Genomic DNA, 12487 nt, shown 5'->3' with positions numbered 1-12487 from the left:
AGGAGAAGTACCGTGGACTACCCAAACAGTGTGCCGAGTGCCGGTCTGGTCAACGGCCGGTTTGTCGATGAAGACCCGATCGCCGGCAAACCGGGGTCGCTGATTCCGGCCAGTTGGGGCAACGGCGTTACCCAAGAGTTGCTGAATGTCATCCAGGCAGCGGGCCTCGCCGCGTCAGAAGCCAAGACCGATCAGCTGCTGACTGCCTTGCGCAGCAATCGATTGTTTGCGACACCACCACAGTTCGATAACAGCCAGAACGTAGCCACCACCGGGTTTGTGAACCGCAGCGGTACGCAATTTTCCGGTTTCACAACCTATGCGACTAGCGCTGCTCTGACAGCGGCTCAAGCGGGGGGAGTAGTAAGTTTCAACAGCAGCACGTCGGTCACGGCCACGATGCCGGTCACCACCAGTGTCATAAGCACGAGCACGCTGACCATCCTTAATCTTGGCACTGGTGTACTGACGATCAACCCGGCGCCGAACGACCGCATTGTCAGCAGTAATACGGTGGGGTCGCTGGTACTGGGTATCGGTGACTCCGCGCAGCTTTTCCGCACAGGTAACGACTGGCGCCTTTATGGCGGCTCGGTCAGCGACCGGTTCGCTTCGATTCATTCCGGTGTCTTTGGTGATGCCGGCTATCAGCGGTTTGCGAGCGGCGTTATCGAGCAGTGGGGATCGGCAGTTTCGGATGCCAACGGCGATATCAATGTCGTATTCCCTATCGCTTTCCCCAATGCATTCAGCAACATCGTGGCGACTCATGCCGGGGGCGATAGCGCCATGGTGATTCTGAGTGGCAACCCGGCGGCAAACAAATTCGGGTGCCATTTGAAAATACGCAGCTATCTCGGCACGGTCTCTGCCGGCTGGACTGTCCACTATCAGGTGAAGGGTTATTGAATGAACGTCTACAGTGTTCTCTTCAGCGCCAGCACCCGGGGCGTTTATGTACCGGGTATCCATTTGTCGCACACTCCCGACGACGTTATCGAAATTCCCCAAGCCTATTGGACCTCGCTCCTGCAGCAGTTGTCGGTCTCGGCAAAAGTGATTGGTGTGCGGCCCGATAATGGCTTCCCCATTCTCGTTGACCCGCCGCCGCCTTCATTAGAAGAGGCGGCCGACGCTGAACGTCATTGGCGCACCGCGCAACTCGCCGCCACCGACGGTCTGGTAGCACGTGACCGCGATGAACTCGAGGATGGCGGCGGCACTACATTGACCACCGAGCAATATGCCGAACTGCAAACCTATCGCCGTGAGTTGCGGGATTGGCCGCAGGATGGTTTTTTTCCGTTCAGTGAGCATCGGCCGGTCGCGCCGAAGTGGCTGATTACCTCTGTATAGATCGCGGGTGAGTTTAAATGGACTATCCAAAAGGCGTACCCGGTTCCGGCCTGGTCGACGGCGAATTTGTCGACGAAAACGCCATTGCCGGAACGCCGGGATCGCTGATCCCGGCCAGTTGGGGCAACAGTGTTACTCAGGAAATACTCAACGCAATTACCGCGGCCGGTTTGAAACCTGATGAAGCACAGACCGATCAGTTGGCGCAGGCGATCCGGCAATTATCGAAGCCTGATCCTCTACAGCAGTTTCCTGTGCAGGTGTATCGCCGGAATGTGCTAATCAATGGCGGCTTCGATATCTGGCAGCGCGGAACGACCAATCAAGGCCCCAATATTGGTGGGTATGTAGCCGATCGTTTTCGTTGCGACTGGAATGGCAATGCGGGCGTCGTCATCTCTCAGCAGAGTTTCGCGACTGGGCAGAGCGAAGTCGCCGACGAACCGCAGTTTTTCCTGCGCTGGCAGCAGACCCAGACAGGAACCGCCGCCACCGTCCACAGGGTTTCTCAGGCTGTTGAATCGGTCCGAACCCTGGCAGGGAAAACCGCCACAGTCAGCTTCTGGGCGCGTTCCGATGCGGCCAGACCGTTGAGAGTGTCGGTAATCCAGAACTTCGGTTCTGCAGGTTCCGAATCCGTTGAGAAAACCGTCGAAGTTTTTCAGCTGGGCACGTCGTGGAAGAAGTACAGCGCAACGTTTCGTCTGTCGGGCATTGCCGGGAAGATGCTGGGCGCCAACAACTTTCTGAGGCTTGCGTTCGACCTGCCACTGAACGTGCTGCAGACCGTGGATCTGGCGCAGATCCAGCTGGAAGAAGGACCGGTATCTACACCTTTCGAATATCGGCCGATGGCTGAAGAGCTGATGCTTTGCCAGCGTTATTTCGAGAAGTCCTTCGCCACTTGGTTGCCGGTGCGGGCAAACAATGGCTCTGGCACCTGCATTTCATCATTCACCCAAGCGGCACCTGCCAATAGCGGTCAGTTCGCGATGACGGTGGGTATGATGGTGCAGAAGAGAGTCTTGCCCACTGTCGTCATGTACTGTCCAGGCAATACCAGCAATCAGGTATGGAATCAGGCCGTGGGCGCATGCACCGGCAGCATTGTGCAGGGGTTGACTGAACGTGCCATTTCGTTTGCCACCGTTACACCGGTTGGCAGTGTGCCAGGTCAGACCTTGCAGATCGAATGGACTGCTGACGCCGAACTTTAGGAGAAACCATGAGTTATCAATTGACCAACAACGGCGTTCTTCGACTGAGCGATTCGGCATTCGTCCCGCAGGATCCTGCCAACCGCGATTGGCTTGAGTATCAGGAGTGGTTGTCATCGGGCGGTCAGGTTATGGCCCTGAATGAAACACTCGAAGAGTCTGCACCGAACAACACCCTGACAACTCTGGCAAAAAAATGGCTGGGGGCCGTTGCTCGCCAACCATGATTCAATCGGAGCATCCAGGGAGGATTACGCATCATGCAAATAACTGAAGACAACCTTAAAACCATCATGCCCAACGCCCGCTCCCAAGCGGGCGTTTTTGTTTCTGCACTGAATAGCGCAATGACTTGCCGCCATATCGACTCGCCGAAACGCATCGCCGCGTTTCTTGCGCAAATCGGTCATGAGTCGGGCCAGTTGCAATACGTGCGCGAGCTGGGCAACAACCAGTACCTGAGCAAATACGACACCGGCACACTGGCCTTGCGTCTGGGCAACACGCCCGAGGCCGACGGCGACGGGCAGAAGTACCGTGGTCGCGGGCTGATCCAGATCACCGGGCGCAGCAACTATCGCCAATGCAGCCTCGGCCTGTTCGGCGATGAGCGTCTGCTGTCCTTGCCGGAATTGCTCGAGCAACCGCAATGGGCAGCGGAATCGGCGGCATGGTTCTGGGAGCAGAACGGCCTGAACGATCTGGCCGACCGCGATCAGTTCAACAGCATCACCCGCCGAATCAACGGCGGGTTGAATGGCCTGCAGGATCGTCTCGACATCTGGGCGCGGGCGAGGGCGGTGCTATGTCCATCTCCTGGCGCCTGATCGGCATCTTGCTGCTGGCTGCGGTGGCCGCTGCGCTGGCCTGGCAGTTTCAGGACTGGCGCTACGGTCGGCAGCTGGCGGAGCAGGCGCGGTTAAACGCCGACACTCTCAATCAGCTGAATGTGGCCGCAGCCAGCGCGCAGCAGATCGAGCAGGATAAACGTCTGGCCCTTGAGCAACGCCTCGCGGCCAGTGAACAAACCCACTATCGAGCACTCAGTGATGCCCAACGTGATCAGGATCGCCTGCGCGATCGTCTTGCCACTGCTGATCTGCGCCTGTCAGTCCTCATCGACGCCGGTGACGCTGCCCAAGGCTGCGGGGTGCCAGCCACCGCCGGCGCCGGCGGCGTGGATCATGCAGCCGTACGCGCCCGACTTGACCCGGCGCATGCTCAACGAATTATCGCCATCACCGACGCCGGCGACCGCGGACTGATTGCATTGCAGGCCTGTCAGGCCTATGTCAGAGCGCTGGCGCCCGAACATTTTGAATGAGTCTGTGTATTGAAAGCGCAACCGGGTCGTGTACGGTGGTAGTCATTCCACCCGATCCGGAGCGCACCGTGAAAGAGATCACTCAACTGGCTGCCGAGCTTGGCCGACGTTTGCAGTTGCTCAACGCCCACGTCACCACGGCCGAGTCGTGTACCGGTGGCGGGATTGCCGAGGCGATCACGCGGATTCCCGGGAGCTCGGCGTGGTTCGAGGCCGGTTACGTGACTTACTCCAACCGGCAGAAGACCCGGCAACTGAATGTGCCCGCCGACTTGTTCGGCACGGTGGGTGCGGTCAGCCGCGAAGTCGTCGAGTCGATGGTGCGGGGCGCGCAGAAAAACAGCCTGGCGCGGTTTGCCGTCGCCGTCAGCGGCGTGGCCGGGCCCGATGGCGGTACACCGAACAAACCGGTGGGCACCGTGTGGCTGGCGTGGGGCGTGGGCGATGCGGTTTCCAGCGAGGTTCAGCACTTCCCCGGCGGCCGCGACGAAGTGCGCCGACAAACGGTGAAGGCCGCGCTAGAGGGGCTGTTGCGACTAGCGGCACGAGAAATCGAAAATCAGGGGTAGGCGATCCGCGAACGCTGTGGAATAATACTGGCTACTTATACAGGTGTTGGCCGTCAGGCCTTATTGATTACGTGAGGACTTTAATGGACGACAACAAGAAGAAAGCCTTGGCTGCGGCCCTGGGTCAGATCGAACGTCAATTCGGCAAGGGTGCCGTGATGCGTATGGGCGATCAGGACCGTCAGGCGATCCCGGCTATCTCCACCGGCTCTCTGGGTCTGGACATCGCACTCGGCATCGGCGGTTTGCCAAAAGGCCGTATTGTTGAAATCTACGGTCCTGAATCTTCCGGTAAAACCACACTGACGCTGTCCGTGATCGCCCAGGCGCAAAAAGCCGGTGCGACCTGCGCCTTCGTCGACGCCGAACACGCCCTCGACCCTGAGTACGCCGGCAAGCTGGGCGTCAACGTCGACGACCTGCTGGTTTCGCAGCCGGACACCGGCGAACAGGCACTGGAAATCACCGACATGCTGGTGCGCTCCAACGCAGTCGACGTGATCATCGTCGACTCGGTGGCTGCGCTGGTACCGAAGGCTGAAATCGAAGGCGAAATGGGTGACATGCACGTGGGCCTGCAAGCCCGTCTGATGTCCCAGGCGCTGCGTAAAATCACCGGTAATATCAAGAACGCCAACTGCCTGGTGATCTTCATCAACCAGATCCGCATGAAGATCGGCGTAATGTTCGGCAGCCCGGAAACCACCACCGGTGGTAACGCGCTGAAGTTCTACGCTTCGGTCCGTCTCGACATCCGCCGTACCGGTGCGGTGAAGGAAGGCGACGAAGTGGTCGGCAGCGAAACCCGCGTCAAGGTTGTGAAGAACAAGGTGGCTTCGCCGTTCCGTCAGGCCGAGTTCCAGATCCTTTACGGCAAAGGCATCTATCTCAATGGCGAAATGATCGACCTGGGCGTGCTGCACGGTTTCGTCGAGAAATCCGGCGCCTGGTATGCCTATGAAGGCACCAAGATCGGTCAGGGCAAGGCCAACTCGGCCAAGTTCCTGGCAGACAACCCGGAAGTCGCTGCCAAGCTCGAGAAGCAGCTGCGTGACAAACTGCTGTCGCCAGCAGTGATTGCGGACTCCAAGGCCTCTGCGGTCAAAGAGACCGAAGATGACCTGGCTGACGCTGATATCTGATCGCAGCGATGACCACCGCTGTACTGGATACCCTCGTCGCGGTGCGGCGAACCGCCATGGACCTGCTTGCTCGACGCGAGCACGGTCGAGTTGAGCTGACGCGTAAACTGCGTCAGCGAGGCGCTGAGGCGGAAATGATCGAAACAGCCCTCGACCGGTTGACGGAAGAGGGGCTGCTTTCTGAAGCCCGTTACCTTGAAAGCTTTGTTTCCTACCGTGCCCGCTCCGGTTATGGCCCCTTGCGCATTCGCGAAGAACTGGGGCAGCGTGGTTTGCAACGCGCCGACATCGAACTCGCACTGCGTGAGAGCGGTATCGACTGGCAGGAGCAGCTTCGGGACACATGGCAGCGCAAGTTCTCCGGACACTTGCCGATTGATGCCAAGGAACGCGCCAAGCAAGGTCGATTCCTCGCCTATCGGGGCTTTTCGATGGAGATGATCAACCGCTTGTTCAGCGGCAGAGGGATGGACGACTAAGTCGGTTTAAATAGAAACGGCCCGCTATGAAAATAGCGGGCCGTTTTTTTTTGCCTTCAAATAACCTTCGAAGGTTCGCGTGTGCGATGTGTGGTCTGCGGTTTGCTGTGGGCCCAATTCTCCGGAAGGTTGATGTAATCCACCAGTTCCCTGAGTCGGCCGTGGTCCCGGGCGTTGAAGGCGAACGCCAGCCGCACCAGATGGCTGTACTGCGCTTCGTCGTGTTCTTCACCGCTGTAGGCGTGTTGATGGAACTGGTCGCTCAGACACAGATCGGCGAAAGCCGTCTGCATATGCGCCAATGCCTGGTCGCTGAGCTTGTGGTGCATACGAATAACGAACTGACGCTTGAGCCAGCGGCTGGAGTGGAAGTTGCTGTAGAACTGGTTGATTTGCTGCACCGCCTCATCGACGTTATAGACCAGTCGCATCAGTTTCAGGTCGGTGGGCAGGATGTAGCGGTTTTCTTCAAGTTGCTGGCGAATGAAATCCAGTGCGCTTTGCCAGAAAGTTCCGCCCGGCACATCCAGCAATACCACGGGCACCAACGGACTTTTACCGGTCTGGATCAGTGTCAGTACTTCCAGTGCCTCGTCCAGCGTGCCAAACCCGCCAGGGCACAGCACCAGCGCATCGGCTTCCTTGACGAAGAACAGTTTGCGGGTGAAGAAGAAGTGGAACGGCAGCAGGTTGCCTGTGCCGTCCACAGTCGGGTTGGCATGCTGTTCGAAGGGCAGGGTGATATTGAACCCGAGGCTGTGCTCACGTCCGGCACCTTCGTGTGCGGCGGCCATGATTCCGCCACCAGCGCCGGTGATGACCATCATGTCTGAACGTGTCAGGGCCGCGCCGAGTTCCCGGGCCATTGCATACAGTGGATGCTCGACCGGCGTGCGTGCCGAGCCGAACACGGTGACTTTGCGTCGCCCCTTAAATTGTTCCAGCACCCGGAACGCCTGCTCCAGTTCGCGCAGGGCCTGCAGGGTGATCTTGGCGTTCCAGCGGTTGTGATCTTCCTGAGCCATGCGTAGGACGGTCAGGATCATGTCGCGATAGATCGGCAGGTTCGGGCTGTTGGGAGAAACCTGATTGAGTTGTTCTTCAACCTTGTTGATGAGGTCGGGAAGTTGTTCCTGAAAATGCCGGCTGAGCAGGTCATTCGGTTGGTAAGGCATTCAACGTCTCCTTCTGCACAGAGCTTGTGGCCCTGACGTGCGGCGTCAGTGCCGCGCTGCAAAAAACACACACTCGGCAGCTCCTTGTCCTGCCGTGAACAGGTGATCGGGAATACTTTGAATCTAGACCCTCGCGAGCCATTGCGCTGAATTGATCTTTACGCCGCGCAGTCCTTTTCCGCCAGCCATTGGGTGCTGATTGGCAAAGAGTGTTCACCGCTCGTCCGAACGTACGCCGTAGAGCAATCACTCTGATTTACTAACCTACAGGCACTGTACGACAGCTTTGAGTCAGCAATCGTACGCAGGGTGCACGCTTTTCAGGGATTCGTAGGTAGCAGGCAAGGAGGCGGGAGAGATGGCCAGAGTGGTTCTGGAAATCGATACGCAGCTGTATCGGATGTTGAAAGCGTCAGCCGAGGCCAATCAAGTCAGTCTCGAAGAGGAGTGCTGCCGACGTCTGGCAGGTGGTGAACGGCGTTCACGCTATCTACAGGCATTGGTGGCCGAATTGCGCGCCGAGGATGAACAGCGGCGCGCCAATACCCGGTGATTACTTCTTCTTCGCCGGGGCCGCTTTCGGGCAATCGGAATCCTGATAGCTGGCCGAGCCGATGGCTTTGTTGGTTTTATATTCAGTGAAGTCGTAACGCATGACCGCGCCTTTGGCCATCAGCTTGCGGTACGACGGGTTATTGCACACCGAAGCACCCAGCTGGAAATACACCGCTTTTGGATCAGCGCGCATCTTTTCGGCGTGGCTGGCCTGCACGCTCAGGTGGTTGATCAGGGTGATGCCTTCAACGGTGTAGCCCTGATCGAGAATGTCTTCGTTGATCGCCCGTGGCGTACCGACGCTGCTTTGTTCGGCGATGTTGCGCAGTTCTTTGTTCAGATTCTGCTCTTTCAACGACGCCGCTTGTGCGCTGAAGGACAACGCCAGCGCGATGGCGGCGGTGGGAACGATTAGGCGCAGCATGAAACTCTCCTGATTCAGTGACTGGTGGTTCGACCAGCCCTGTGGCTGTGCGTTCAGTGGCGCCGGATTATAGGGGAGCCGGTCGGGACGGTACAGGTTTGCGCTCGCCGCTCTGGTAAACTGCCGGCCTTTATTACCTTGCCGAGTGCTGTGCGTGTCGAGTTTTCCTGCTGTGGTGCGTTGCCTGTGATCAAACATGCCCCCAACGCTGTAGCCCGTTTGCGCGACCAGCGCGAGGACGAGGGCATCAAGCCGATTCAGGCCCGAGGTTTTCGCTCCGAACGTTGCCGCGACTGCCGGGTGATCATCAGCCATTGCCTGTGCGCCTGGCGACCAACGGTCGAGTCCCGTTCCGGCGTGTGCCTGATCATGACCGGCAAGGAAGTGTTCAAACCGAGCAACACCGGCTGGCTGATTGCCGATGTGGTGCGCGACAACCACGCGTTCATCTGGTCGCGCACCGAGCCTGACCCGCAGATGCTCGCGCTGCTCAACGACCCGCAATGGCAGCCGTACCTGGTATTTCCCGGCGAATATGTAGAACCGTCGCGGGTGACCAACACCGTCGCCGTTGATAGCAGCAAGCGTCCGTTGTTCATTCTGCTGGATGCGACCTGGACCGAGGCGCGCAAGATCTTCCGCAAGAGTCCGTATTTCGATCGCTTACCGATTCTCAGCCTGTTGCCCGACAGACTCTCGCGTTATCGCCTGCGTCGCTCCACCCGTAGCGAACACCTGTGCACCGCTGAAGTCGCGGCGTTGTGCCTGGAGCTGGCAGGGGACAGCGATGCGGCTTCGGCACTGGACGCGTATTTCGATGTGTTCAGCCAGCATTACCTGGGCGCCAAACAACAGCTGGACATGAACGAGTCGACCCCGGCGCACGCCGAGTTGTTGCCTTATATACGAAAGCCGCAGGCAGTGTTGGCGCCATAGTGGACCATACTTCACGCAGCGGCGGCCGTGCTGCTTGACCACCCCGGCTTCGCTGGGCATGCTTGGCGCCGATTAGGGGGCGGCCAAGGTTTGAAACGCCGTGTTTGCTTGTGATTGGCGTTGAACGTGCCCCTGTGGATAGCGCTGTGCAGCGCTCTCTTGAGTTGCTTTGGCGAGGCTCGAATGCGTCGGGTCTGCCATCAAAAAACAGGATCATTTGAATAATGGCCACATACGACATCCTGATTGCCGATGATCACCCTCTGTTTCGTAGCGCACTGCATCAAGCGGTGACGCTGGGCCTTGGCCCGGATGTACGACTGGTGGAGGTGGCGAGCATCGCCGAGCTGGAAGCACGCCTGACGGAAAAATCCGACTGGGATCTGGTCCTGCTGGACCTGAACATGCCCGGCGCGTTCGGGTTTTCCGGTCTGGTCATGTTGCGCGGGCAGTACCCGCAGATTCCGGTGGTGATGGTCTCGGCGCAGGAAGAGGCCTCGGTCATGGTCAAGTCCCGCGAGTTCGGTGCCAGTGGCTTTATTCCCAAGTCCAGCGACCTGAGCATGATCCAGCAAGCCGTGCGCAAGGTGCTCGATGGCGATGTGTTCTGGCCACCGCAGGCGTTCGAAGCGGTCAGTGTCTCCGCCGAAGCCAAAGCTGCCAGCGACGGCCTTGCCAGCCTGACCCCGCAACAGTTCCGCGTATTGACCATGGTCTGTGAAGGCCTGCTGAACAAGCAGATTGCCTATGAGCTGAACGTGTCCGAAGCGACCATCAAGGCTCACGTTACAGCGATCTTTCGCAAGTTGAACGTACGCACCCGGACACAGGCTGCATTACTTCTGCAACAACTTGAGTCAATTCCGAGCCAATAAAGGCTGGCGTCTTCACGCTTTTTTGACTTTTGTTGCTCTAGCTTTCCCACTCCTTTCTGGTTGGTTTTTACCTTATGTCACCTTTCAAGGGCCAGACCGGCCTGAAACGCATCCTCAACGCTTCCGGTTACTCGCTGGACGGCCTGCGCGCAGCCTTCACCGGCGAAGCGGCGTTCCGCCAACTGGTGCTGCTCAATGTGGTGCTGATTCCGCTGACGTTTTTCCTGAATGTCAGCCGCGTCGAACAGGCAGTGCTGATCGCCGTCTGCCTGCTGGCATTGATCGTCGAGTTGTTGAACTCCGCAGTAGAAGCGGCGATTGACCGCATTTCCCTGGAACTCCACCCACTGTCCAAGAACGCCAAGGACATGGGCAGCGCTGCGCAATTCGTGGCCCTGAGCATGATTGCCCTGGTTTGGGCGGTGATTCTGCTTTAAGCAATACTTGGCAAGACGATCTCGTCGCTGCGCTGCACCCCGGCGGTGAAAGCGCGGCACAGATCGAGAAATTCGCGCATGGCCGACGTCTGATATTTCTGCTTGTGCCAGATGAAGTAAAACTGCCGCGCCAGATCCAGATCCGGCGTTTCCACCGCCACCAGGCTGCCGCGCCGAAACGCATCGCGTAACGCCAGCCGCGAAATACAGCCAATCCCCAATCCTGATTCCACCGCGCGTTTGATCGCTTCAGTGTGCTCCAGCTCCAGGCGGATATTCAGCGCACTGCGATGGTGACGCATGGCCTGATCGAACGTCAGCCGTGTGCCAGAGCCTTGTTCGCGCAGAATCCACGCTTCGTGCGTCAACTCTTCCATGGTCGCGCTGCCGCGTTTGGCCAATGGATGTTGCGGCGCGCAGAACACCACCAGCTCATCTTCGACCCAGCTCTGCACTTCGATGTCCGGGTGGCTGCAGTCACCTTCGATTAGACCCAGATCAATTTCGTAGTGAGCGACTTGATGCACGATATTGGCCGTGTTCTGCACATGCAGCTTGACCTGGCTTTCGGGATGACGCTGCATGAAGCCGCCGATCAACAGGGTCGCCAGGTAATTGCCGATGGTCAGGGTGGCCCCCACCGACAGTGAGCCGAAACCGGATTTGCCGTTGAGCAGGTCTTCGATTTCCTTGGACTGATCAAGCAGGGCCACGGCTTGCGGCAGCAGCTGTTTGCCCAGCGCGTTGAGGCTCAGGCGTTTGCCGGCGCGGTCGAACAGCTGGCAGCTGGACTGGCGCTCCAGTTCGGTAATAGAGGTGCTTGCCGCCGATTGCGAGAGGTTGAGCAGACCCGCAGCACGGGATACGCTTTCCTGCTGGGCGACGGCGACGAAGACTTGCAGTTGACGAAGAGTAAATCGCATATCGATATAACCGATAACCCTTATCTTAATAATCCAGTTAACAGATATTGTCGTCGCTATTAGAATGCGTTGCAATTGCGCACTGTCGGCCGCAAAGGCGAGCGCAGACCCAATATCCAGGAGTCCCACGTACATGAGCAACATGAACCACGAGCGTGTCCTCAGTGTTCATCACTGGAACGACACTCTGTTCAGCTTCAAGTGCACCCGCGATCCGGGCCTGCGCTTCGAGAACGGTCAGTTCGTGATGATCGGCCTGCAACAGCCAAATGGCCGCCCGCTTATGCGCGCTTACTCGATCGCCAGCCCGAACTGGGAAGAGCATCTCGAGTTCTTCAGCATCAAAGTGCCTGATGGTCCGCTGACCTCGCAGCTGCAGCACCTGAAGGAAGGCGACGAGATCATTATCTCGAAAAAGCCTACCGGCACCCTGGTACTGGACGACCTGAACCCGGGCAAGCACCTGTATCTGCTGAGCACCGGCACGGGGCTGGCGCCGTTCATGAGCGTGATTCAGGACCCGGAAACCTACGAGCGCTTTGAAAAAGTGATCCTGGTGCACGGCGTGCGCTACGTCAACGAAGTCGCCTATCGCGAGTTCATCACCGAGCACCTGCCGCAGAACGAGTTCTTCGGTGAAGCGCTGCGTGACAAGCTGATCTACTACCCGACCGTGACCCGCGAGCCGTTCGAGAACCAGGGCCGTCTGACCGATCTGATGCGCAGCGGCAAGCTGTTCAGCGACATCGGCCTGCCACCGATCAACCCGCAGGACGACCGCGCGATGATCTGCGGCAGCCCGAGCATGCTCGACGAGACCAGCGAAGTGCTCGACAGCTTCGGCCTGAAGATCTCGGCGCGGATGCGCGAGCCGGGTGACTACTTGATCGAGCGTGCGTTCGTCGAGAAGTAAGCCCCACGAAAAAGCCCCCATTGCCGGCGAAGGCAATGGGGGCTTTTTCATGCCCGAAATATTTCATTCCTGCCTGCCACAATCCATGTAGGAGCTGCCGAAGGTTGCGATCTTTTGATCTTGAAAAGGCAAAATCAAAAGATCGCAGCCTGCGGCAACTCC

At 58.5% G+C, this 12487-nt stretch carries 17 protein-coding genes; 14 read left to right on the top strand and 3 right to left on the bottom strand.

All coding sequences use genetic code 11. From position 1 onward, the window contains the following. The first annotated feature begins 12 nt into the window (after nucleotides 1-12). The 9 genes from ACM6HV_RS22105 to recX all read left to right on the top strand — a co-directional run bounded on the left by ACM6HV_RS22105 (nucleotide 13) and on the right by recX (nucleotide 6087). Nucleotides 13-909, top strand: a complete 897-nt coding sequence (locus ACM6HV_RS22105; protein WP_414905291.1) for a gp53-like domain-containing protein — start codon at nucleotides 13-15, stop codon at nucleotides 907-909. Continuing rightward, nucleotides 910-1356, top strand: a complete 447-nt coding sequence (locus tag ACM6HV_RS22100; protein WP_414905290.1) for a hypothetical protein — start codon at nucleotides 910-912, stop codon at nucleotides 1354-1356. A gap of 17 nt (nucleotides 1357-1373) precedes the next feature. Then, on the top strand, nucleotides 1374-2573 hold the full coding sequence (locus ACM6HV_RS22095) for a carbohydrate-binding protein CenC (RefSeq protein ID WP_414905289.1): 1200 nt from the start codon (nucleotides 1374-1376) through the stop codon (nucleotides 2571-2573). Between the two features lie 8 nt (nucleotides 2574-2581). Then, nucleotides 2582-2800, top strand: coding sequence for a hypothetical protein (locus tag ACM6HV_RS22090; protein WP_414905288.1), 219 nt, complete (start codon nucleotides 2582-2584; stop codon nucleotides 2798-2800). A 33-nt stretch (nucleotides 2801-2833) separates the two neighbouring features. Beyond that, the gene (locus tag ACM6HV_RS22085; RefSeq protein WP_414905287.1) at nucleotides 2834-3400 is read left to right on the top strand and encodes a glycoside hydrolase family 19 protein; all 567 of its coding nucleotides are present in this window, start codon (nucleotides 2834-2836) and stop codon (nucleotides 3398-3400) included. Further along, nucleotides 3379-3897 (top strand): lysis system i-spanin subunit Rz, encoded by a 519-nt coding sequence (locus tag ACM6HV_RS22080; protein ID WP_414905286.1) that lies wholly within the window; start codon nucleotides 3379-3381, stop codon nucleotides 3895-3897. The genes ACM6HV_RS22085 and ACM6HV_RS22080 overlap by 22 nt, the downstream gene beginning before the upstream one ends. A 68-nt stretch (nucleotides 3898-3965) precedes the next feature. Beyond that, entirely contained in the window at nucleotides 3966-4466 is a 501-nt protein-coding gene (locus ACM6HV_RS22075) for a CinA family protein (RefSeq protein WP_414905285.1), read from the top strand. Nucleotides 4467-4549: 83 nt separating this feature from the next. After that, a complete protein-coding gene (gene recA / locus ACM6HV_RS22070) occupies nucleotides 4550-5608 on the top strand; it encodes a recombinase RecA (protein WP_003222269.1) in 1059 nt (352 codons plus the stop codon). Nucleotides 5609-5616: 8 nt separating this feature from the next. Further along, complete coding sequence (gene recX, locus ACM6HV_RS22065) at nucleotides 5617-6087, top strand: recombination regulator RecX (protein ID WP_041072226.1); 471 nt, start codon at nucleotides 5617-5619, stop codon at nucleotides 6085-6087. Nucleotides 6088-6143: 56 nt separating this feature from the next. On the opposite strand, the gene ACM6HV_RS22060 is transcribed toward recX, so the two are convergent. Continuing rightward, nucleotides 6144-7262: a TIGR00730 family Rossman fold protein gene (locus ACM6HV_RS22060; protein WP_145597751.1), complete on the bottom strand. Its 1119-nt coding sequence runs from the start codon at nucleotides 7260-7262 to the stop codon at nucleotides 6144-6146. A gap of 358 nt (nucleotides 7263-7620) precedes the next feature. Here ACM6HV_RS22060 and ACM6HV_RS22055 point away from each other — a divergent pair, with 358 nt between their 5' ends. Further along, nucleotides 7621-7815 carry a hypothetical protein gene (locus tag ACM6HV_RS22055; RefSeq protein ID WP_041072222.1) on the top strand — a complete coding sequence of 65 codons (195 nt, stop codon included), beginning with the start codon at nucleotides 7621-7623 and terminating at the stop codon, nucleotides 7813-7815. On the opposite strand, the gene ACM6HV_RS22050 is transcribed toward ACM6HV_RS22055, so the two are convergent. After that, nucleotides 7816-8241, bottom strand: a complete 426-nt coding sequence (locus ACM6HV_RS22050) for a PA3611 family quorum-sensing-regulated virulence factor (RefSeq protein WP_041072220.1) — start codon at nucleotides 8239-8241, stop codon at nucleotides 7816-7818. 189 nt (nucleotides 8242-8430) lie between these two features. Here ACM6HV_RS22050 and ACM6HV_RS22045 point away from each other — a divergent pair, with 189 nt between their 5' ends. The 3 genes from ACM6HV_RS22045 (at nucleotide 8431) to ACM6HV_RS22035 (ending at nucleotide 10489) form a co-directional block, all read left to right on the top strand. After that, on the top strand, nucleotides 8431-9177 hold the full coding sequence (locus tag ACM6HV_RS22045) for a tRNA-uridine aminocarboxypropyltransferase (RefSeq protein ID WP_186448507.1): 747 nt from the start codon (nucleotides 8431-8433) through the stop codon (nucleotides 9175-9177). Nucleotides 9178-9401: 224 nt separating this feature from the next. Then, complete coding sequence (gene erdR, locus ACM6HV_RS22040; RefSeq protein ID WP_041072218.1) at nucleotides 9402-10052, top strand: response regulator transcription factor ErdR; 651 nt, start codon at nucleotides 9402-9404, stop codon at nucleotides 10050-10052. A gap of 74 nt (nucleotides 10053-10126) precedes the next feature. Continuing rightward, entirely contained in the window at nucleotides 10127-10489 is a 363-nt protein-coding gene (locus ACM6HV_RS22035) for a diacylglycerol kinase (protein WP_042607041.1), read from the top strand. Here the strand turns inward: ACM6HV_RS22035 and ACM6HV_RS22030 are convergent. Further along, complete coding sequence (locus ACM6HV_RS22030; protein ID WP_007964377.1) at nucleotides 10486-11412, bottom strand: LysR family transcriptional regulator; 927 nt, start codon at nucleotides 11410-11412, stop codon at nucleotides 10486-10488. The two genes, ACM6HV_RS22035 and ACM6HV_RS22030, sit on opposite strands and share 4 nt — an antisense overlap. 133 nt (nucleotides 11413-11545) lie before the next feature. Between ACM6HV_RS22030 and fpr the strand changes: the two genes are divergently transcribed. Beyond that, complete coding sequence (gene fpr / locus ACM6HV_RS22025; RefSeq protein WP_003222277.1) at nucleotides 11546-12325, top strand: ferredoxin-NADP reductase; 780 nt, start codon at nucleotides 11546-11548, stop codon at nucleotides 12323-12325. Nucleotides 12326-12487 lie beyond the last annotated feature (162 nt).

The sequence above is a fragment of the Pseudomonas sp. IT-P260 genome, assembly GCF_949768395.1.
Lineage (GTDB): Bacteria > Pseudomonadota > Gammaproteobacteria > Pseudomonadales > Pseudomonadaceae > Aquipseudomonas > Aquipseudomonas parakoreensis.
This window is presented reverse-complemented; position numbering and strand designations above follow the sequence as displayed.